This window comes from Microcoleus sp. D3_18a_C4, assembly GCF_036702415.1.
GTDB lineage: Bacteria > Cyanobacteriota > Cyanobacteriia > Cyanobacteriales > Microcoleaceae > Microcoleus.
In genome coordinates, this window is sequence record NZ_JAUBTI010000115.1 from 1 (window position 1) to 19738 (window position 19738).

Sequence of the window (19738 nt, forward strand, 5' to 3'; positions counted from 1 at the left end):
CGTCCTTTTTGGACGGGCGGGACGCCCATCCCACAATAACAATTAAAATTGTAAGTTATTTAATTCGCGATCCTAAGGATGAGTGTAAAAATGATCCGTACTTTTGATGCAAAATCTTATACAGATTTACTTGTTCAGTATCAACCAAAACCGATCGCAAATGAAGCAGAAAACGAGGCCGCGATCGCTCTCGCTTGCGAACTGGAACACCGCCCTATGCGATCGCTGGAGGAAGAGCTATTTCTGGAGCTTTTGATAACGCTGATTGAAAAATTTGAATCTGAAAATTATCCGATTACTGCAGGAAATGCTGCTTCAATGTTGCAACATTTAATGGATGCGAGAGATTTGGACAAATCTGATTTGATTCCTGTTTTGGGAACGGAAACTGAGGTTGAGAAAGTTTTTGTTAGTGGAAGGGCGATCGAAATAGATGAAGCCACGAAGTTAGCCGATTTTTTCCACGTGGATATTAGTTTGTTTCTTTAATCGCGATCGTTTTGGTTTGCATGATAATAAGGTTGTTAGCGAACTTGAATGATGTCAAAGTTATCGCGATTGCCAATACGATAAAATAAGAAGTCAGAATCGAGAGTAAGAATTTGACGATACCCTGTTTTTTCAGCAGTCAAAACTAGGGTGGCATCAGCTAAATCCATTGGTCGATCACGATACTGTTCCATCAGTTCCAATAAACGGCTGTAGTCACCTTCCTGAATCTCGTAAATTGTCAGCATTTTATCTAAAAGAAGTTGACCCAAATGTTTTTGCATCATCCATCCGCCTCGATGAAGAGCAAGATACATGGCTTCTGTCAGACATGACCAGGTTGTAAGGAGAGGCTTTGCTAAGGGCATAACCGCATTTTGGTAAGCCACGTGCTGAGGCTGGGTACGATCGACCAGACAAAGTAAAACTCCTGCATCGCATAGGATCATAGCTCTAAACCTTGTTGCCGATACTTGTTGAGTAGGAGTTGCTGATATTCGCTCTCAGGCTCATTAGTCGTTACTTCCAAGCGATCGACCTCCTCGAACCATTGTGCCCAAGCTTTAGCAATATCGTCTGGGATTTTGGCATCAGCTATTCTATATTGGTGCTTGTGCATCACAAAGTCGATGAACTCGCTGACTTCTGGCAAGAATGATTCTGGAAGTTGCTGCAATTTGGCGATCGCGATCTCACGAATAGTCATAATAGTTGCCTCTTTCAGTCGTCTTTATTTTAATTGGAGGTCAAATGTTTGATAGGCAAATTAAAAAAATTAACTCCTGCAAACTTGCTACTGGGCGGCATTGGCAGTTGTCCGACGATGGCGACGAGCGGCAATCCGTTTAGCTAAAGCTAAAGCAGCTTCATTTGCAACATAACCACCAGTCTTAAGGGCATGAGCAAGTTTTTGAACTTCGCTACCTGAGACTGGTTGGGAAATTGTATGTAGTGGGTACTTCATTACGAAACCTGATTCACTAACTATATTGTAACAGGGGCGACGGCTACCAATAAGACTCGTAATTGAATTGACTTGATTGCTTTCTGCCTATTTACTTTGACTACTCCCAAGCGTAGATACCACCACGAGCCAAAAAATTATCCACATTCCAACCTACTTGGGCTAGGGCAGCATCTACACCCACTTCCAAAATTGATGAACTGTACAAATGACGCCCCGTTGTAGTGTTGTAAAACTGCCCTTGTGGATTGATCATTACATAGGAATCTCTCATCAAGTCGTTTGTCTCTACAACAGGTCGGAAGTTCTCCCCTAACAAGGCTTGGTGTCGTTCCACAAATTCTTGAAACTGCTGTGTCGAAATTAGCAGTTCTTCAACACTACCATCATTTTGACCGTCTACTGGCAGCACTTGAAAGACTTTCCACCGCTCTGGGCGCACCCGCCGTACAAACTCTGACATATCTTCTTGGAAGTTAAGGCGAGTAACTACTGTATTGAGTTTGACATGGATAGTGTATCTGTGTAGCTCATCAAACAAAGCTATAGAACGCTGTACATGATCTCCATTACCCCGCCCTAATTTTTTTTGAATTACTTCTGAAGCAGAATCTACCGACAAAGCGACCCAATCAATATTACCACTGTGCTTTTCTAATAATTCAGCTATTCGCGCACCATTGCTAACAATACTTGTTACAAATCCCAAACGACGCGACTCGGATAAAAGTTCACCAAGGTATGGGTGTAGTGTCGGTTCTCCTCCAGCAAAGTTAATTTTTTCCGTCCCGGCCTCGCGCAATAATAAAAGAAGACGTGTGGCATCGCTGAAAGTTAAATATCCTTGAACATCACGAAAGGTGGCAAAGCAAAATCTGCAATGGTAATTGCATGGTTTCCACAGATGAAAATTTACAGATATTGGTCGCATAGTAATAATTTATATTGCTTAAGTAAGGGAAAACTTATAGTTAGTTAGTCGATGCCGAAAACTCAATAGACCCCAGAACGGGTGTAGTTTTGCTAATTCTGTCTAGTTCATGACACAAAATAGAATAAGCCTGCTCAGGGTCGGAATTTGTCGTATCAATCTGCAAAATAGGAATATCAACTAGGGCAAATATGCGCTTGTATGATTCAGAAACGTTGTATTCAAGAGAAACTTTATCCCCATACCATTGGATAGGTACTTCCTGGCTTCGATTGGCAATGCGCTGGTTAATTACGGGTTGAGATGCTGTCACATAAACAACAACATCAGGTAATAAAAATTTTTGTTCTGATTGCAAAAGGCGAAAATGATAGGATAAATCCTGCTGCATCAGTAAACTGTGATAAGCGAAAGTAGAAAATATATATCTGTCAGCCACAACTCCTGAATCATTCAACTGTAATGCGTACTCATGGTTACGCATAATGTTGCACAGACTATAAAAATGAAATGTGCTAATTGGGGAATGAGTGGCAGCTATTTGCTTTCTTATAGAAATTAACTCAGGCGGTATGCTAGTGTAATAAGAAAAACTGTGACGCTTGGCAAACAGCTCTGCCAGAGTAGTTTTACCAGCGCCATCTAATCCTTCAAATACCACAAAAGGAAACTGCTTCATAACGTTAGATACTGTAAGATGTGAAATAAGATGTGAAATTTCACTGCATTAGCACCACTATTCTGGTGACAGTTTAGCCTCAGACTGCCCTCGGCTGTCCGATTAACCTTCCATAACTATCATCCTTTTCCGAGAATATGTAAATCCGTACTTCTACTGAATATTGCACTAAATGTAACAGGAAGAATCGTTATACCCGCAGCAATAAGTTGAGGTTCAATCTCTTCAAAATTGCCCTGTAAGGGGAGTTTTCCAATATTGAGTTTAATTGCCATCTCCCAAAGACTTGCAATGCTCAAGAAAACATCGTCTGCAGATTCAATCTTGTCTCTAGTTGACACTGGCAGATTTGGATCATGGGATACAAACCAGATCAAAGCATGAGTCTCCAATAGTAATCTATTCATTCCATGTATTCCTTCATATCCTCAAGCGGCTTATCAAAGTCATCAGGTAGCGGTAAAACAAACATTCCTTTCATTGTTCCGGCAATTCGACGCTTCTTTGTCAGCTTTTCTTGACTTAAGTTTTTAGCCTGCTTTTCGATCAAAAACTCAATATAATGAAGCACTTCTGTCTGAAGAGACTCAGGGAGTTTTGCTAATTTTTCTAAAATGACTGGCTGTATCATGGTTTCTTCTCGCGATCGCCCATCTACTCTATTAAAGCACCAAAACCCAATGTCAGCAACAGAATAGCCCATCATCTAGCCCGATCACCCAAAATCGCACTCACACCATCACTATCTTGCAACTTGCCGAAAATTACCCGATCGACTATTCTTCCTAGTAGATATCATCTTGATATAACAACCAACAAAAACATGACAGCAATATTACCGCCTTGGATAGTTTTAGACTCCCTATTGCACAACTGGCTACTAGAAGATATCGGTAGGGGCGATCGCACAACATCGGCCTTATTTCCCGCAAACAGCATCCAGGGTACTGCTAAATGGATAGTCAAAGAAGCTGGAGTCATTGCCGGATTGCCAATTGCCGATCGCACATTTAAACTTTTAGAGAGCAGCCTCAGTTTCATCCCCCAAGTACCGGAAGGGAAATTGTGCGAGAAAGGAGAAGTAATTGCCGAAATTTCCGGCAATTTCGATGCGCTGCTAACCGGAGAAAGAGTGGCATTAAACTTGGCAATGCGTTTGAGCGGCATCGCTACTTTAACTCAGAAATATGTTGACAAAATTGCCGATTTGCCCGTGCAATTAGTGGATACTCGCAAGACAACGCCCGGATTGAGATTGTTGGAAAAATACGCAACTCAAGTCGGCGGTGCTTGTAATCACCGGATGGGATTAGATGACGCCGTGATGATTAAAGACAATCACATTGCGGCGGCTGGAGGAATTGCAGAGGCGATCGCCCTAATTCGCAATTCTATCCCCTATCCGCTGACGATCGAAGTCGAAACCGAAACTCTCGCCGAAGTAGAAACAGCTTTGCAGCACAAAGCCGATATTATCATGTTAGATAATATGTCCTGTGATTTGATGCAGCAGGCAGTTGCAATAATTCGCCAAAAGAGCGATCGGGTAAAAATTGAAGCTTCCGGCAATGTTACTTTAGAAACAATTAGAAGTGTAGCCGAAACCGGAGTTGACTATATTTCTACCAGTGCTCCGATTACGCGATCGACTTGGCTGGATTTGAGTATGAAAATTAATAGTAATACCCGCAGTCCGGCAGGGGTTTAAACCCCTGCCTCAAAGCTGAAGTCCTCGCTTCAGAGGACTAATAGACATCTCCAAAAAAGAACTTGAAACCCAAGTCAAGCCTAAGCTAAAATCTAATTTCGAGAGAAGTCTAATGAATTATTCAGTCCTCTTTTAGAGGACTTTCGCTATGAGCCAGGGGTTTAAACCCCTGGCGGTATTTGGGGCCCGATCGATATTTCGGCTGAAGTTGATACCAATGGGCAATGCCGTGGGGAGCATCTCAGTTTTGCATTTACAGTGCGAGCGTCCCCGCTCGCGTATTGTACAATACGCGAGCGGGGACGCTCGCACTACAATAAAAAAAATGCTTTTTACAAAACTGAGATGCTCCCAGGCCGTGTCCGACCTTGGTGAGAGTCAACTGTCAACTATTGGTTAGTTATTACGAATAACCAATAACCAATAACCACTAACTACTAAAAAATTACTACTTCGAGATAAAATGAACCCAAAAATTCCCGTCAGGTATACAGAGGCTGCGGATTAAGCGGTAAGTATAGTGCAAGTAAGCACCGCTGACACTTGTATCGTAGCCAGTTCGGAACCACTCGCCATAGGGATCGTGGACGAAGAATCCCTCGCTGTCGTAGCCTGCGGCAACTATAATGTGACCGAAAGACGTGAAGTATCCGTGGATGACAGCGGGATTTCCGCTGGCTAGCCAATCTTGAACGTCATCAATAGTTGCATTCTCGGTAAAGAAATCTTGAGCGCCGTAATCTCTAACAATCTTTGCTAAATCGTAGGGGTCCCAGCGACTGTAACCTTTGGCGATCGCATATTCGTAAAGTTCGTCTTCATATTGCCCGGTTTGTTTGCGCCGCGGCACCTTCAAAAAGTCCATACACATCGCTAATGAAGTTACATTGCAAGAACCTGTAGGATTGTTGAAGTTATCCATTTGCGATCGATAAGGAATGCCAAGCCTGACAGTTGGGGGATTCGGTTTGGGAAAAAACAGAACGCCGTCTTGAGTAATTTGAGCGTGCCCTCCGAAAACATACCAAACCCCTGAACCTTTGAAAGACTCGTTGCGGAGAGCAACTCTGATGTGACCGCGAGCCGGAGCAAAAGCCAGGATCTCAAACTCTTTTCCGGCTGGTATTACTTGTTTTTCCGAGTCTTGAAGTTGAGAAGATGCCAGCGGTTTCGATTTCAAAATCGTGTCTCTAAGCGTTTTCAGGATCAGGGGAGGTGTGATAATGTCCCCTGGTTTGGTTTCGATTAGCTTTTTGGCTGTGACTGCTCCCAAAAAACCAGCTTCGCCGCACTTCATCAGAGTTTGAAATCGGTGGAGTGCAGCAGTAGAGAGAGGGCCAAATTCCCCGTCTACGGGAGGCTTCAGTAAACCCAGGTCAATGAGGCGGCTTTGAATTTGGGCACTGAGTTCGTCGTTAGCAGCGATTGCTTTGACATCGTACCTAATGTTTGAGTTGAGAAAGTTTTGTAATTTCATGCTTGCGTGCCCCTGTCAATCGATTTTAGATTTTAGATTTTAGATTTTAGATTTTAGAATTACGATCGCCGATCAATCTGGTTTCCTAGACTAAATTGCTTGCTCGTCAATAATTCCCAGTTTATCGTCTCATAAAATTACGGTAATTTTGCCGATCAATCGATTTTAAATTTTAGATTTTAGATTTTAGAATTACGATCAATCCGGTTTCCCTCGACTAAATTGCTGGCTCGTCAATAATTCCCAGTTTATCGTCTCATAAAATTACGGTAATTTTACCGATCGCCCGAACCTTAAAGGCTTCATATTAATTATTTGATACAAAACCTTCAAGGCGCGGGCCGATCGAATTTCACGCACTATTGACTAAAAATCCCTCGTGCGCGTTGGCATTCTTTCTGCCGAATGCCGAATGCGGTTGGATGCCTCAAAAGCAGAGCGATGGCAGAATTGCCCTGTTGAGGCGATCGTCCGATTTATGCTTCGTCTGGCCGAATTACCACAACACCCATTGCGTCGGGAGACAGATATTTGACGGCCGCTTCTCGGAGATCCTCGGCAGTCTGAGCTTGGATGCAGGCGGCATAGTTGAGGGCGGGAGCGATATCTCCTACCATCGACTGATAGTAACCGTACAAACTTGCTCGATCGCTCGGAGTTTCGTTACCAAAGATAAACCGATTTGCTACTTGGGTGCGAATGCGGGAAATTTCAGCATCTGTCACCAGTTCGGTTTGGAGAGTGCGGATGTGTTGGACGATGGCTGCTTCCACTGCTGCCAAGTTTTCTGTTGCTAGTTGAGCGGAAATTGAGAATACGCCGCCGAGTCGCTGAGTCATGTTGCTGACCGAAATTGACGACACTAGCCCTTTTTCTTCGCGCAAATCCTGCACCAAGCGAGTTGTGCGGCCGTGACCCAATATTGTCGCCAAAACGTCCAGGGCATAAGTTTCGGACATTTCCATGAAACCTGGCACTCGCCACATCACGATCAGTCGGGCTTGCTGAAGGGCAGAGTCTACAAATTCGCGGCGGACTGTTTCTGTAAAGGGCGATTCTTGGCCGTAGTTCAGGATTTGGGGCTCAGGGTGAAAGTTGCCAACAGCAGGCACATTTATTTTGTTGTTTTGTGCTGTACTTTTTGCTGCAAAACTGTCTGCGACAATTTCTATTAGTTGATCGACTGGCAAATTGCCGACAGCTACGGCTGTCATGGCCCCTGGGTGATATCTGCTGCTGTGGAAATCCCGCATTTGTTGCGCTGTCAACTGTTCGATTACCGCAGTCGGGCCGAGTACCGGTCGCTTGTAGGGCAGGACTTCAAACGCTAATTCCATCGATCGCTGATAGGTGCGGCGGCGGGGATTGTCTTCCGATCGTCTAATTTCTTCTAAGACTACCAGCCTTTCGCGATCGAAGGCGTCGTCGGGAATGCTGGCGTTGAGCAACACATCGACTTGCAGAGGAGCTAGTTCGGCAAAATCTTTAGGAGCTGTGGTGATGTAATAGTTAGTGTAATCTTGGCTGGTGGCTGCATTGGTGACAGCGCCGCGCTGCTCGATCGCGCGCTCAAATTCGCCACTGGGAATGCTCGGAGTTCCCTTAAAAATCATGTGTTCTAAAAAGTGAGCCATCCCGTTAATGTCGTCTGGTTCGACGGCTGAGCCTAAATTGAGCCACACGCTGAGGTTAACAGCATCGACCGGCAAGTGTTCGGCTATAACGGTGAGGCCGTTGGGGAAATGGCGGATTGTTGGGGCGTTGAGGGGCGATCGGGCTGAGGTTTTGAGTAGGGTGGATGTCATTGTGCTTTTAAATTTATCTTGTTCTTTATATCTTAAAGGGTCTTTAAGGAAGAGCTCAGGCATTGGACATTTTGGCCGAAAAATGCAATGGGATATGGACGGTAATGCACGCACCGAGTTTTTGGTCTCCCTGGAGCAAGTCCTGTTAACGTATTTCTGCGATCGCGATCGTTAATTTATCCTAATAGTTGCCCAAGTCCTCAGTTTTTTTTGTAACAGCAAAAGATGGAAAATCGAAGATTGAATAACAACTTAGTATTTCCACAAGCAGCTTTTCAACGATTTTGGCGATCGACTTCGGGGAAAATCGGCTTAATTTTGACTGTAGCGCTGACGATCTCGGCACTGTTGGCCCCCCTACTTTCCCCTTACGATTCGGCGGTCGATCGAGATTATTTGTCGCGCTTAGTGGCTCCTAGCGCTAAACATTGGTTTGGTACCGACAGTTTGGGGCGAGATTTGTTGGTGCGGGTGTGGCACGGATTGGGGATATCTTTACTCGTCAGCCTGGTTTCTGTGGGTGCGGGTTTAATTGTGGGAGCGCTTTTGGGGCTGGTGGCCGGGTATTTTCGGGGGTTTCTGGAAATTGCGATCGGCACTTTGGCGGATATTTTGTTAGCTTTTCCTTCGATTTTACTGGCGATCGGCGTTGTTACCGTCACCGGGCCGAGCCTGCAAAGCGTAATTATCGCCGTCAGCCTCGTGCAAATTCCGATTTACATCCGCTTAACTCGCAGTATGGTGCTGTCTCTGCGGGAACAAGAATTTGTTTTGGCTGTCAAAGCCTTGGGCGCCAGCGACTTGCGGATTATTTTTCGCCACATTTTGCCGGGAAGTCTCGCGCCTCTAGTTGTACAAGCAACTCTTTCGACTGGTACGGCGACACTAGAAGCTGCCGGTTTGGGTTTTTTGGGTTTGGGCGCACAGCCGCCGGTTCCTGAGTTGGGGACGATGCTTTCTGATGCTTTTAAGGGCGGATACGCTCTTTCGTCTCCTTGGACTATTTTGTTTCCAGGTTTGCTGATTACCTTGACTGTTCTGGGTTTCAATCTTTTGGGGGATGGCCTGCGAGACGTTTTAGACCCCAGAGGGAATTAGAGGGGAAGTGGGAGATGAGGAGAGGGGGAGAGTGTCCGAGTGGAAAAAATCCTCCTTCTACCCTCGAACCTCAACATCCATCCGTTACATCCCTTGCATCCGGCACACTGCGACCGCAGCCGAACTTCCTCCTCCCTCTAAAATCTAAAATCTAAAATCTAAAATCTAAAATTGATCGACTTGACTGCTGTCACGATCTACGCGAAACTTTACATACAACTGATGTATTGCTTCTACCTATTAATAACTTCTGTTAAGTTGTGACTCAAAACCTATCAATTAGTCAAAATTGATATAGCGCTTTGTCAGTCAGCCAACTCTCAAGAAGCTACTTCAGGAGGCATCGTCCCTGGCTTGCTGGTGTCGGTGTCTGTTCTCAATATTCCTATTCAGTCAGCCCGCATTATGGAAACACTAGAGTTTGTGATCTATCCAGATGGCCGCGTACAGGAAACAGTCACCGGCATTGTCGGTGCTTCCTGTGCTGAGGTAACGGCTGCAATTGAAGCTCAGCTCGGCGTGGTGCTTCACCAAGAGTCAACATCTGAATATTTCACGCAAGCGCTGCATCAGTCAGCCGAAGCGACAGCCCAAGTGGCTTTTAGCGATTGGTAATTTTTTTTGTTGAGTTCACTTAAATTTTTTTGGAATCACCATGTCACACTTTAGCCAAATTAAAACCCAGATCCGCAATTTGAATTCTTTGGAAGCTGCTTTAACTGACTTGGGTATCGACTGGAAGTCGGGCCCAACTGAGGTGCGCGGCTATCGCGGCCTAACCAGCACCGCTGAGGTCGTGATTGAGCAAAAAAACGGCTACGACGTAGGTTTTAGCTGGAACGGGACTGAGTATGAATTGGTGGCTGACTTGCAGTTTTGGCAGCAAGCTTGGTCTGTAGACCGTTTTCTGAATAAGGTGACTCAGCGCTACGCTTACCATACTGTGGTGAATGAAAGCGCTAAGCAGGGTTTCCAAATTTCTGAGCAAAAGCAAAATCAAGACGGTTCGCTCCGCTTGGTGGTGCAACGCTGGTGCGCTTAATAATTTTTCGAGATTTTTGCAATCTTGTCTCATCAAAGTCCGCCTGCGCGGACTTATTTACTATTGTGGGGGTCTAAATGTCTGAGCTTTCTGGACTCGGAATAGATACAGCAATCGATCGCTCTGGTTTAGAGCCGGAGTTGGGGGGATTTTTGCGGGATGCGCCCGATCGCTCTGGTTTGGAACCGGAGTTGGGCGGGGTGTTGCGCCAAAAAGGTGTCTATGTTGATGAGATTACCTGTATTGGCTGCAAGCACTGCGCTCACGTTGCTCGCAATACTTTTTACATTGAACCGGATTACGGTCGATCGCGCGTAGTTCGACAAGACGGGGATTCTGAAGAGTTGATTGCTGAGGCGATGGACACTTGTCCGGTGAATTGCATTCACTGGGTTGATTACACCGAACTCAAGAATCTGGAAGAAGAACGCAAGGATCAGGTGATTCCTGTCGTTGGTTTTCCGGTGGATATGGCGACAGTTAAGGCCGGTATTCGCCAGCGACAAAAGAATAAGTTGGGCGATCGTAAGTTCAAAGGTTGATTAACAGTAAGACTTTTTCTGACATTTGCTAACAATCACTTACATTTGCCTTCTTGTCTTCATGTCATATAGAATGAATTTAGCCACTCAGATGTAGGTGAAAAACCTTGGTAGTACGCAACCGCTATATAAATAAGTTGCCTCTACATTATCAAAGCAAATAATCAGATTGGCTAAGAGCTGTAAGCGATAACCAAGCTGAAGGCAAGAATATAAGTGCTTGTAGAAATTTCTACGGGCATCGGTTGATACGCCTTGGTTGAGATATGATCTCAACTTATGTATTTGTTAGCAAATGTTAGCAAAAAAGTATCGGTAGCCATTGAAATCCACAATTGCCATCCGCAGCTTGAAACCTGTGGCTCAAACAACAAAAACAGCCCGCGCGGGCTGTTTTTTGTATACATTGTATAGTTAATTTATTTGAGAGGATGGTGCTCAGCGAGAATTTTCTCAACTCTAGCTTCGTCGATTCTGGCAGTTAATGTTGTTGCCTCGTTGTTATCGCGAATGGTTTTTGCTAAAGTAAAAGACGAGCCGACTGAAAAAGTTAAACCCATGCCCATAAAAGCTTTTTGCCAGGGATCTACCTGTAAATAAATGATACCTACAGTAGTTGCGGAAAGGGCAACAATAAAAGAAACCCAGCACTGAAGTATCCAAGCATTAGTATCTTTTTGGCGTATGATTTGTTTCTGCATAGTGCCTCTAAATCAAATATATCTTTTGGTGGATTAACTTAAAGCATAGAGAGTGCGACTGAAGCGGTCAGGAGAGCAGGGGACAGTTTCGATAAGTGAACAGTGCGATCGGGCTTTTGACTAAAAATTAGAACGCTGTAGATAGGGTTTAAGGCTCAAGGAAGACTGGGTGGGAGTAGACAGTTGGGAAACTGGACTAAGGGAGATTGATTTGGGATGTGGTTTTAGGGAGCATTTTCAAAAGTTCTTTTCGGTTCTTGCAGGACTTTACCAAACCCGACTGGTGTACCTTAGCGATGAAAGGTGCTTGATTCCCCAGAATAAATCGTTGCATATTTTCTAAGGCATTTACAAAAGCTTGTGCCACTACCACTCCAGGAACATCGCCGTCCACAAATGCAAAAAGCCGTACATTGCCTTGAGCCACGGCTAATAACTCCAAAGGACGGGTAGCGATTTTCTTGTCCTTTGTTAATACCACCCAATTGTCCTTTCCAACTATCTTCAGCCAATCCACATCCTTCATATCTGGATCAAAATAATCGTCGTGAATTTCTACTGTAGCCCCCACATTTCGTAGTGAATCTGCCAGTTTCGTTCCTAAACATCTGTCTATGAAAAATATCTCATTCATGCTGCTACTAGCGGAAGTTCGCAGCGAATACCTTCCTCAATTTGGAGCCGATCGCAATTGTAGTCTTCAGCAAGTTCATCGATGGAATCCCCAGCTTTGTAACGTTCCGCCAGCATAGCTGTGGGAATGCCAGTTCCAGCTAAAACTGGACGGCCAAATGATATTCTGGGGTCAATCATCACTGTTTTAGGTTCGTCGGCACCTGGTAGCTTCGTGAAAGGGTAGAGTTTGAGGGGTAATCCAGCTTCATCTCGTACAATGCGATCGAAATAAGTTTTTAGAATCTGTCTTGCTTCCTGTTCCCTGTCGGATGCTGCAAGCTTCTGTCCGAATCTCTCAAATAAAAGAGCTATTCCCTCGGTTTGAAACTCAATTCCACCGTATAATTGAGGAGTCGAAAGATGATCGTTGATGTAGTCGAGTTCAGTGCTAAGTTGTTTTCGGGAGAATCCAGTAGCCTTAAAAATGGCAATCAAGACATGAGCCTCTACCAAATTTGTGAAAGAAAGTAGTGTAGTTTTGGACTGGGGAAGCAGTTCAAAATTGTTGGGGTGAGGTAACTTAATCAGTGGCTCAAAGAAGCGCTTGTCCGCTTTTGTTTTCGAGAACCAGCCACCCACCCAATCTCGCAACCTATCCTTGGGCAGCCTGAGATATTGCGCTGCTTGAGGGATAGAATATATAGGAATCTCGCGCGGATCGAAGTTGTTAGTATCAAGCATAGCAGTTGTCCTAATGCTAAATACTTATATTTTTGCACAGTTCGCGGGCGATCGCAAAAATCTCTCCCTTCCATACCCAGATACCCGACTTCTTCAAGAAATCGGGTATCTAAAGCAACCTAATTAGCTCCTAAAAACGCTACGGATTACTTATTTTTCTGCTGAGTCTTCGCTTGTTCGATCGCAATTTCCCTCACTGCTTGCAAAGAACTCAAATTCGATGCTCCCTCAATCGCCTTCACCGCCAAATCTTGAACCTGTTTCAAAGCAGAATCCAGTTGTTTCGACAAGCTAGCAAGGCGCGCATCTTGATTTTGAATTGTCTGCAACATCCCTTGAATTTGCAGTTCATAATTTTGCTTTTGCCCTTCGATGTCTTTAGCAGACAAATCAGCCTTAACTTTCGCTTGATAATTGCCAATATTGCGGCCGTTATCTTTCCCGTTCTTGATATTAGCTTCCAGTTCTTTCGGAAAAGCTTCTACCTTAGCTTTCACCTCAGCATAAAGTTTTTCCCGTTCCGAAATAGATTTTTCGCGTTCCGCCCACTGTTTCTCCTGTTCTTGCTGAAACTCTTCGATTTCTTGATACAGCCTTTTCTGGCGCTGTTCGTATTCTTCGATGTCCAGATTTCGCTGAAGATTCAAATCATAATCATACAACTCTTCATCCCGATCGCGAGCTTTTTGATGATTCTCATGGCGTTCTTTAACGGCCAACTTTTGCAGTTCCTGCTCTTTTTCCCAAGCTTGCCGGCGTTCCAACAATTCCTGTTCAACTGTTTCGCGCTGTTCGCTGAGTTCGCCAGCAAAAGTTTTCGCGCTTTCTTCGTACTGTTGAATTAAATTGTCCAGCGTATCTTCTGCAACATCTTCTAAACTGTGCAACTCTTGCAGTTGTTGAATTTCATCGCCCACGGTGCGCCGCAATTCTTCGAGTTTAGCAGCTTCCGAAGTTAACTTTTCAGACAACTCGCTGACAGCGCCACCAAAGCCAAATTGCAGCAAAATCAAATTGTCGATTGTAGACTGCATTTTTTGTGGATTTTGAGTTAAAGCCATTGGTTTTTGTGCCTCCACAATAGGTTTTTCTGGGGCTGCTGTTTGCTTTTGGGAAGCATTTAGCTGTTCGATTTGCGATTCTAACTGCGCTTTTTCTTGCGCTGCTTCCTTGTACGCTTCTAGAATTTCAGCCTTGGTGCTTTTGTCGCTAAGTTTTTTGTTCATGACTTTTCATTTCTTAATAGCGTGGAAAATTTCTGTCATTTTTTCGTAAAGTGGGCATTGCACACCCTACTGCGTTTTAAGCTTTGCTGGCAAAAGCTTTCATTGCCAAATCTTGCGCTTGCTTCATCGTGGCTTGCAGTTGCGCGGAAATTTCGGCAATTTGTTCGGTTTGTCGCCCAATTGTCTGCTGTAGAGATTGCACTTTCAATTCATATCCTTGCTTAGTGCTTTCCCATTCTTTCTCCACTAAATCTGCCTTGACTTTAGCTTCGCGGGAAACTTCTTGAATTGCTTCTTCTTTGGCTTTGACATAAGCCTGTTTGAGTTCTTCCTCAAATCCGGCGGCTTTTCTTTGATTCTCTTCAAACTCCGCTTGATTGTCACTCAGGACTTGTTCGCGTTCTACCCAATTTTTTTCTTTTTCGCGAGTAGATTGTTGCAATTCCCGTTCTAGTTTGCGTTTTGTTTCTTCGTATTCGTCAGTTTCGACTTTGCGGGTGCGTTCTAATTCGTAGTGATAGTCTGCTGTTTCCCGCTGGCGTTCTTTTGTTGTTAGTGCAATCTCTTCTTGAATTGCTATGTCAAAAGCTTGCTGTTCTTTTTCCCAAAGCTTGCGTTTTTGGGTCGTGTCTTTTTCGAGAATTTCGCGTTGGTTAGCAGCGTTTTGTTCCAGCAGGGTCAATTTTTCTCGGTGCTCTTGAGTTAAAATGTGGAGGGCATCTGCTACAACTCTGATTTGCTGCAACTCTTGCAATTGTTGGGCTTCTATTTCGATCGCGCGTTTTAATTCGTCTAATTTGGAAGATTCCGCCTTCAGTTTTTCGGAAAGTCCGCTGATGGTGCTGCCGAAATCTAATTGCAAGTCAGCCAAGCCTTTGACGATGCTGTCGATTGTGTAGGTGGAAGCGACTTCGAGGAGTTGTTTGTTTTTGGCTTTTTCGGCTGACTGTTCTTTGGTTTCGACTTTGGATTCGATCTTTTTCTTGTCGGCTAAAATCTGCTGAAAGTTTTGCAAAATTTGGGCTTTGCTATCCTTGGCAGTTGCTATTGTCATAATGTTTGCTTCTCCTGATTATAACTTTTCGAGACTTGTGAGTGAGACTTTCTCAGTTATTCTAAGTTGCGGAGTTGGCTGAGAATGGAGCGGTATTTTCGGGCTGCGTCGGGTTTTTGTTCTGGATTATCGCTGGCTAGAGTTTTGAGAAGTTTCCAGCAGCGATCGCACCGATTTCCTTCCCAGCAGCCGCACTCATCAATTATACTCAAAAGTGCGCCTTTTAGCAATTGATTTTCGGCTAACAAAGCTCGGTAATTCCGCTGGACTGATTCGGCTACTAAAGTCATGTGCTGGAAGTCTTGGGTGAGACTTTCGATGTCGTTAACTGCATCTGTCCGAATTTGGTCTAGCAGCTCAAGATTCTCTCTCAAACGACTTTCTTGCAGATTTGGTTTGGTTTTCAGCTTGGTTAATTTCTTCATTTCACTCTGTTGTAACAATTATGGCAAAGGCGCGATTTAATCGCGCCTTTACAACAGAATTAGAACAAGTCAGCAGTTGATTTGTCTTCCGCTGGCGGTAGCGACATAGCGCCGTTGGAATTCAAAGCAATAGCATCGCTTTCACCGCCAGCGTGAGCAGCCATCAAGCAGGCAACTTGCTGTGCCGGCAGGTTATCTAAACACACCATTGCTTTTGTTCCTTCTAAGTCAATCATCCGCGATTGATTGCTAGAATCTGACAAAACTGCTGCGGCTTGGTCGATAACCGCCCAATCTTTCCGCTCGTTCCAAGACCATTTCAAGCTGTAGTAGTTGATCGGTTTTACTACTCCGCTGTCGTCTGGTTTCTGACCGGAATGTTTGACAAATTCGGGAATAAAAATTCCGGTTGCAGGTTCTACGCCGCGAGATTGAACTGATGCTACCAAACGGTTAAAATCGTTCAAGCTGCGGTTTTTGATGTAGGTCACCATGACAACTCCTTGCGGCAGTTCGCCGGTTTCTGCGACAAACCACAGTTGACCCCACAGTGTGTGGGAAGTTTGACCGAGGGAACCGAAGAATTTGGAGAATTTGAGGATTGTCATGGAACACTTGGAACCGTAATCTGTATCGCCGATCGCCCACTGGCCACTTTGGCAATTGTTACGTACTGCGATCGGGATTTCTGGTACTAGCAAAGCATTGCTCGGTTTGGCACCAAATACTGAAAATGTAGGTCTTTCTTGTGTTTTAGTCATTGTTCGTTTTTCCTTATTTCTTTATTGCTGCTTTACGGGGAATTGGTAATTGGTAATCCGTTAAATCTCGTACATTGCTCGTGGCAGAACTTCGATTACCTAATCAGATGTGTTGTCGCTTTTGGTTCGGGATAGGTATACTCAAGCATCGCCTCTTGTTGAGCTTTGATAATCCGCAGCGCGGCGAGCAAATGCTCTAACGTTTCTAAGTGCGCTGGGGTGAAGTGGATGCTGAAGCCTTCGCCATCCCGCGCGTAGCCGGGACAAACCAGTGAGGCTGAGCTTTGTTCTTCGTGGGTGGCGATGTATAGCCAGTCATCGTCTTCGAGCTTGTAATGCGTGTCTGTCCAGGTTCTCAGCATTTGCGATCTGCTCCTCCTTATTTGCTGCGTACAAGCGTTTTGACGCCCAGCGCTTCTCACTCCTCTGAAGTTGACGACGCTATATGTAGCGTGTGAGCTAGGCTAATTTGCACCCTTAACCCTACCAGTCAGGGTTAGTTGGTTGATTAAAGCGTCAACTAATCTCATGGTAGCGCGGGTTGATTTTCCCGTCAAGTATTTTGTTGAACTTTTCATCAAAACAGGCTAGAATGCTTGTCAGGAGGCAAAAAACCGTGGAACAAACATTTGGAAGACTGATCCGTCAAGCTCGCAAGGACAAAGCTTACTCACAACGTGAGCTAGCTGCTATGCTAAGTGTGGATTTTACTTATTTGTCGAAGTTGGAGAACGATCGAGCGGATTATGCGCCAAAAGAGGAGGTAATCCGAGCATTAGCGCGGAATCTAGACATAAACGAAGAGGAATTGATTTTCTTGGCGGGGAGGCTGCCGCAGCAGTACGAAGCGCTGCTGAAGCAGAATCCGAAGGAAATGCAGGCTCTTTTCCGCCGGATGCAAGAAAATCCAGATTGGCTCAAACAGTCTTTTGAAGCGTAAGAGAGGCCCCTCATAGTGAGTATTTTTAAGCCGTATTGCTTCTATCCCAAAGAATCGATCGAGCGTTTGGCAAATGACATCTTGATGCAGATGCAGAAAACGCAAAATTTTGCTCCGAGATGGCCTTTTGATGCGACAACGGTTGCTGATTTTCTGGATTTGGGCGTAGTTTGGGAGTGCATTGAGCCGGATGAAGAAGGTGCGATCGCGGCAAGGATTTTGCCACAGCAGCGGTTAATCGAAATCAACGAACAGATTCTCGAAAAACCGGCCGGTTTCATCGAATCGACGATCGCCCACGAAATCGGCCACTGGGTGCTACACGTCAATCAAGACGAAGCAGACGGCACTGTGGAACAGTTGGAATTAAACTTAGGCAATCAAGGAAAAACCGCCCAAGATGTCGAGGAACCGTTTGTTTGTCGGGGTGCGAGTGCTGATAATAAGGTTTTGTCGATCGAATGGCAAGCGCAATATTTTGCAAGCTGTTTGTTGATGCCTCGGTGTATTTTGGAGGAAAAAAGACAGGGACGCGATTTAACTAAGTGGTCGCATTTATACAAAATGAGAGATGAGTTGGGAGTGAGCATTTCCAATTTAACAAACCGCTTGCAAGAATTCGATTGGATTTATATTCCCAAGGGAACGCGCGAGATTTATGCCGGGAAAGATGCGGCAAACGGGCAGCAGCGATTGTTTGGATAGAATTTGATTGAATTTGAGATTTGAGAGAGATTCTCGAATCTCAACTTTTTAGGGGTGTGAGGAATGACGGAAACAGATTTAGAGAATAGTGAAGAAGACCGAAACTGGAGACAAGACAAGCTGCTGACTATTGATGAAATCGAGAGGCTTCAGAGAGGGGGTGAAAACATTCATTTACTCAAAGGTAAACGCAATGCTTCAAAAAGAGACCTCTACAAAGACACAGAAGGGAATATTTATGTTAAACCTAAGAGTGGTATTGGAGCCGGTGAATTCACGGATTTGAATATTAATGATTTTTAATTAATTAATCAAAGAGGAGCGGGCTGATGGAGTCAGAAATTTACTCTTACTTTATGTTGACGGGAATGGAATGCGATCCAGACGAAGTGACTGTAAAGGTAAGCATCAATCCAACTGAAACTTGGAGGAAAGGGGACTTAATTAATCCTAGGGGTACTAGACGGCATCAGGAAAATGGTTGGAGCGTGTATTCTAAAATTGAAAAATCTGCTGACTTAGAAGAACACATTAATTCGGTTTTAGAACAGCTTCAGCCCGGGTGGGTTCCTTTGCTTGAGTTGTGCAAGTGTTATGCTGCGGAGATTGCTTGTGTCATTTATTATCGAAGAGGCAGTGTACCAGCCATACATTTCGATCGAGATATTGTCGCTCAGGCAGCTAAACTGAATGCAGAAATCGATGTTGATTTCTATGTTTTGCCAGAAGAAAGTACATCGGACAAAGCAGTAAGTAGGTAAGGCGATCGCCATTTATGCTCATTGCTTCCTCCTGTGGTATAGTGTGAATGAAAAAAATCAGGGCTTACGCATGGGGGCTAGAAACCCGGTTTCTACGAGTTTTGCATTTACTCAGGAGAAATAGACAAAGAAACCGGGTTTCTGAGGTCAGGGCGCGTAAGTCCTAAAAATTTATACTGTTCAAATTATGCTGACAAATATCAGTCTCGTTCTCGAAGCTTGTCAAGAGTTAAAGATATCTTATGAAATCCTGCATCCTTCTCAAAACTTGATTAGACTCAAACAGGGCGGCGAAGAATATTATTTTGTCAATTACATGACGCCATTTAACAGCGCGTCAGTAGCAGAGATTTTTAAAGACAAAGAATATACTTATCAACTATTAAACGGCAAAATAAATACTCCCAGAACTCTCGGTTTTGTCTCGCCTCACTGCGAGGAAAAGTATAAAAAGTATTTGAGTTTCCCAGATATTGAATCAATAGTTTTAGAAGTGAACAAAAAATTCGCTTTCCCGGTGATTATCAAAAGAAATCGCGGTGCTGGTGGCAACAATGTTTTTTTGTGTGAAACTAGAGAGCAAATTAAAGAAGCCCTAGAAATTATATTTAACGTCAACAGCAAAGATTATGATTATGTGGCGCTAGCTCAAGAATATATCGAAATTGCCCACGAATATCGGGCTGTATTCTGCAAACAAAAGCTAGTTTTGCTGTACGAGAAAGACAAATCTCAGGCGAAATTTGCGGGGAATTTAAGCCCGCTGCACTGGGAAGGTGCAAAAGCTAAACATATAATTAACCCCACTCTCATTTCTGAGATTGAAGATTTTGTTAAACCTGTTTTTGCTGAAATTGCGATTAATTATGCGGGGCTTGACATCGCGCTAGATACAAAAGGAGCATATTGGTTGATTGAAATTAACTCAAGCCCCAATTACGATATTTTTGTCAGAGATAACGATCGCCAAATTGCTGTAAAGATGTTTAAAGATATCTTAGGATCGCGAATTAAATAACTTACAATTTTAATTGTTATTGTGGGATGGGCGTCCCGCCCGTCCTTTTTGGACGG

28 protein-coding genes are annotated in these 19738 nt (G+C 44.3%); 11 read left to right on the forward strand and 17 right to left on the reverse strand.

Annotated elements, in window-relative coordinates:
* Positions 1 to 78: 78 nt before the first annotated feature.
* A complete protein-coding gene (locus QUB16_RS28745; RefSeq protein ID WP_333321454.1) occupies positions 79 to 489 on the forward strand; it encodes a transcriptional regulator in 411 nt (136 codons plus the stop codon).
* Between the two features lie 35 nt (positions 490 to 524).
* On the opposite strand, the gene QUB16_RS28750 is transcribed toward QUB16_RS28745, so the two are convergent.
* The 7 genes from QUB16_RS28750 to vapB form a co-directional block, all read right to left on the reverse strand.
* Positions 525 to 938, reverse strand: coding sequence for a PIN domain-containing protein (locus tag QUB16_RS28750; RefSeq protein WP_333321456.1), 414 nt, complete (start codon positions 936 to 938; stop codon positions 525 to 527).
* Positions 935 to 1195, reverse strand: coding sequence for a hypothetical protein (locus QUB16_RS28755; RefSeq protein ID WP_333321458.1), 261 nt, complete (start codon positions 1193 to 1195; stop codon positions 935 to 937). The genes QUB16_RS28750 and QUB16_RS28755 overlap by 4 nt, the downstream gene beginning before the upstream one ends.
* Before the next feature lie 87 nt (positions 1196 to 1282).
* Positions 1283 to 1453, reverse strand: coding sequence for a hypothetical protein (locus tag QUB16_RS28760; protein ID WP_333321460.1), 171 nt, complete (start codon positions 1451 to 1453; stop codon positions 1283 to 1285).
* A 100-nt stretch (positions 1454 to 1553) separates the two neighbouring features.
* On the reverse strand, positions 1554 to 2384 hold the full coding sequence (locus QUB16_RS28765) for a viperin family antiviral radical SAM protein (protein ID WP_333321462.1): 831 nt from the start codon (positions 2382 to 2384) through the stop codon (positions 1554 to 1556).
* Positions 2385 to 2424: 40 nt separating this feature from the next.
* Positions 2425 to 3063, reverse strand: coding sequence for a deoxynucleoside kinase (locus QUB16_RS28770; RefSeq protein ID WP_333321464.1), 639 nt, complete (start codon positions 3061 to 3063; stop codon positions 2425 to 2427).
* A 119-nt stretch (positions 3064 to 3182) separates the two neighbouring features.
* On the reverse strand, positions 3183 to 3470 hold the full coding sequence (locus QUB16_RS28775; RefSeq protein WP_333321467.1) for a PIN domain-containing protein: 288 nt from the start codon (positions 3468 to 3470) through the stop codon (positions 3183 to 3185).
* The gene (gene vapB, locus QUB16_RS28780; RefSeq protein ID WP_333321469.1) at positions 3467 to 3694 is read right to left on the reverse strand and encodes a type II toxin-antitoxin system VapB family antitoxin; all 228 of its coding nucleotides are present in this window, start codon (positions 3692 to 3694) and stop codon (positions 3467 to 3469) included. Before vapB ends, QUB16_RS28775 begins: the two co-directional genes overlap by 4 nt.
* Before the next feature lie 192 nt (positions 3695 to 3886).
* On the opposite strand from vapB, the gene nadC reads away from it, so the two are divergent.
* Positions 3887 to 4771, forward strand: coding sequence for a carboxylating nicotinate-nucleotide diphosphorylase (gene nadC, locus QUB16_RS28785; protein ID WP_333321471.1), 885 nt, complete (start codon positions 3887 to 3889; stop codon positions 4769 to 4771).
* 448 nt (positions 4772 to 5219) lie between these two features.
* Here the strand turns inward: nadC and QUB16_RS28790 are convergent, their stop codons facing one another.
* On the reverse strand, positions 5220 to 6248 hold the full coding sequence (locus QUB16_RS28790; RefSeq protein ID WP_333321473.1) for a C39 family peptidase: 1029 nt from the start codon (positions 6246 to 6248) through the stop codon (positions 5220 to 5222).
* A 476-nt stretch (positions 6249 to 6724) separates the two neighbouring features.
* On the reverse strand, positions 6725 to 8053 hold the full coding sequence (locus QUB16_RS28795) for a pitrilysin family protein (protein WP_333321475.1): 1329 nt from the start codon (positions 8051 to 8053) through the stop codon (positions 6725 to 6727).
* Positions 8054 to 8293: 240 nt separating this feature from the next.
* Between QUB16_RS28795 and QUB16_RS28800 the strand changes: the two genes are divergently transcribed.
* The 4 genes from QUB16_RS28800 to QUB16_RS28815 all read left to right on the forward strand — a co-directional run bounded on the left by QUB16_RS28800 (position 8294) and on the right by QUB16_RS28815 (position 10735).
* Positions 8294 to 9151, forward strand: a complete 858-nt coding sequence (locus QUB16_RS28800; RefSeq protein WP_333321477.1) for an ABC transporter permease — start codon at positions 8294 to 8296, stop codon at positions 9149 to 9151.
* A gap of 405 nt (positions 9152 to 9556) precedes the next feature.
* Complete coding sequence (locus tag QUB16_RS28805; RefSeq protein WP_015176940.1) at positions 9557 to 9766, forward strand: DUF2997 domain-containing protein; 210 nt, start codon at positions 9557 to 9559, stop codon at positions 9764 to 9766.
* A 40-nt stretch (positions 9767 to 9806) separates the two neighbouring features.
* Positions 9807 to 10193: a DUF1257 domain-containing protein gene (locus QUB16_RS28810; RefSeq protein WP_242716193.1), complete on the forward strand. Its 387-nt coding sequence runs from the start codon at positions 9807 to 9809 to the stop codon at positions 10191 to 10193.
* Positions 10194 to 10270: 77 nt separating this feature from the next.
* Positions 10271 to 10735, forward strand: a complete 465-nt coding sequence (locus QUB16_RS28815) for a ferredoxin (protein ID WP_333321478.1) — start codon at positions 10271 to 10273, stop codon at positions 10733 to 10735.
* Between the two features lie 419 nt (positions 10736 to 11154).
* Here the strand turns inward: QUB16_RS28815 and QUB16_RS28820 are convergent, their stop codons facing one another.
* The 8 genes from QUB16_RS28820 to QUB16_RS28855 form a co-directional block, all read right to left on the reverse strand.
* Positions 11155 to 11436 carry a YiaA/YiaB family inner membrane protein gene (locus tag QUB16_RS28820; RefSeq protein ID WP_172189332.1) on the reverse strand — a complete coding sequence of 94 codons (282 nt, stop codon included), beginning with the start codon at positions 11434 to 11436 and terminating at the stop codon, positions 11155 to 11157.
* 196 nt (positions 11437 to 11632) lie between these two features.
* A complete protein-coding gene (locus tag QUB16_RS28825) occupies positions 11633 to 12070 on the reverse strand; it encodes a PIN-like domain-containing protein (RefSeq protein WP_333321480.1) in 438 nt (145 codons plus the stop codon).
* The gene (locus tag QUB16_RS28830) at positions 12067 to 12792 is read right to left on the reverse strand and encodes a DUF433 domain-containing protein (RefSeq protein WP_333321482.1); all 726 of its coding nucleotides are present in this window, start codon (positions 12790 to 12792) and stop codon (positions 12067 to 12069) included. Before QUB16_RS28830 ends, QUB16_RS28825 begins: the two co-directional genes overlap by 4 nt.
* A 146-nt stretch (positions 12793 to 12938) precedes the next feature.
* Complete coding sequence (locus QUB16_RS28835) at positions 12939 to 14018, reverse strand: hypothetical protein (RefSeq protein WP_333321484.1); 1080 nt, start codon at positions 14016 to 14018, stop codon at positions 12939 to 12941.
* A 76-nt stretch (positions 14019 to 14094) separates the two neighbouring features.
* Complete coding sequence (locus QUB16_RS28840) at positions 14095 to 15072, reverse strand: hypothetical protein (RefSeq protein WP_333321486.1); 978 nt, start codon at positions 15070 to 15072, stop codon at positions 14095 to 14097.
* A 56-nt stretch (positions 15073 to 15128) separates the two neighbouring features.
* Positions 15129 to 15497 carry a hypothetical protein gene (locus QUB16_RS28845; protein WP_333321488.1) on the reverse strand — a complete coding sequence of 123 codons (369 nt, stop codon included), beginning with the start codon at positions 15495 to 15497 and terminating at the stop codon, positions 15129 to 15131.
* 59 nt (positions 15498 to 15556) lie between these two features.
* Entirely contained in the window at positions 15557 to 16258 is a 702-nt protein-coding gene (locus QUB16_RS28850; RefSeq protein WP_333321490.1) for a hypothetical protein, read from the reverse strand.
* Between the two features lie 95 nt (positions 16259 to 16353).
* Entirely contained in the window at positions 16354 to 16620 is a 267-nt protein-coding gene (locus QUB16_RS28855) for a hypothetical protein (protein ID WP_006634886.1), read from the reverse strand.
* A gap of 254 nt (positions 16621 to 16874) precedes the next feature.
* Here QUB16_RS28855 and QUB16_RS28860 point away from each other — a divergent pair, with 254 nt between their 5' ends.
* From QUB16_RS28860 to QUB16_RS28880, 5 genes are all read left to right on the forward strand, one after another.
* A complete protein-coding gene (locus QUB16_RS28860) occupies positions 16875 to 17198 on the forward strand; it encodes a helix-turn-helix domain-containing protein (RefSeq protein ID WP_006634885.1) in 324 nt (107 codons plus the stop codon).
* Between the two features lie 15 nt (positions 17199 to 17213).
* Complete coding sequence (locus QUB16_RS28865) at positions 17214 to 17903, forward strand: ImmA/IrrE family metallo-endopeptidase (protein ID WP_333321492.1); 690 nt, start codon at positions 17214 to 17216, stop codon at positions 17901 to 17903.
* Positions 17904 to 17966: 63 nt separating this feature from the next.
* Positions 17967 to 18206: a polymorphic toxin type 33 domain-containing protein gene (locus QUB16_RS28870; RefSeq protein WP_333103328.1), complete on the forward strand. Its 240-nt coding sequence runs from the start codon at positions 17967 to 17969 to the stop codon at positions 18204 to 18206.
* Positions 18207 to 18232: 26 nt separating this feature from the next.
* Entirely contained in the window at positions 18233 to 18664 is a 432-nt protein-coding gene (locus QUB16_RS28875) for a DUF4279 domain-containing protein (RefSeq protein WP_333321494.1), read from the forward strand.
* A 187-nt stretch (positions 18665 to 18851) separates the two neighbouring features.
* Complete coding sequence (locus QUB16_RS28880) at positions 18852 to 19682, forward strand: YheC/YheD family protein (protein WP_333321495.1); 831 nt, start codon at positions 18852 to 18854, stop codon at positions 19680 to 19682.
* The last annotated feature ends 56 nt before the right edge of the window (positions 19683 to 19738 follow it).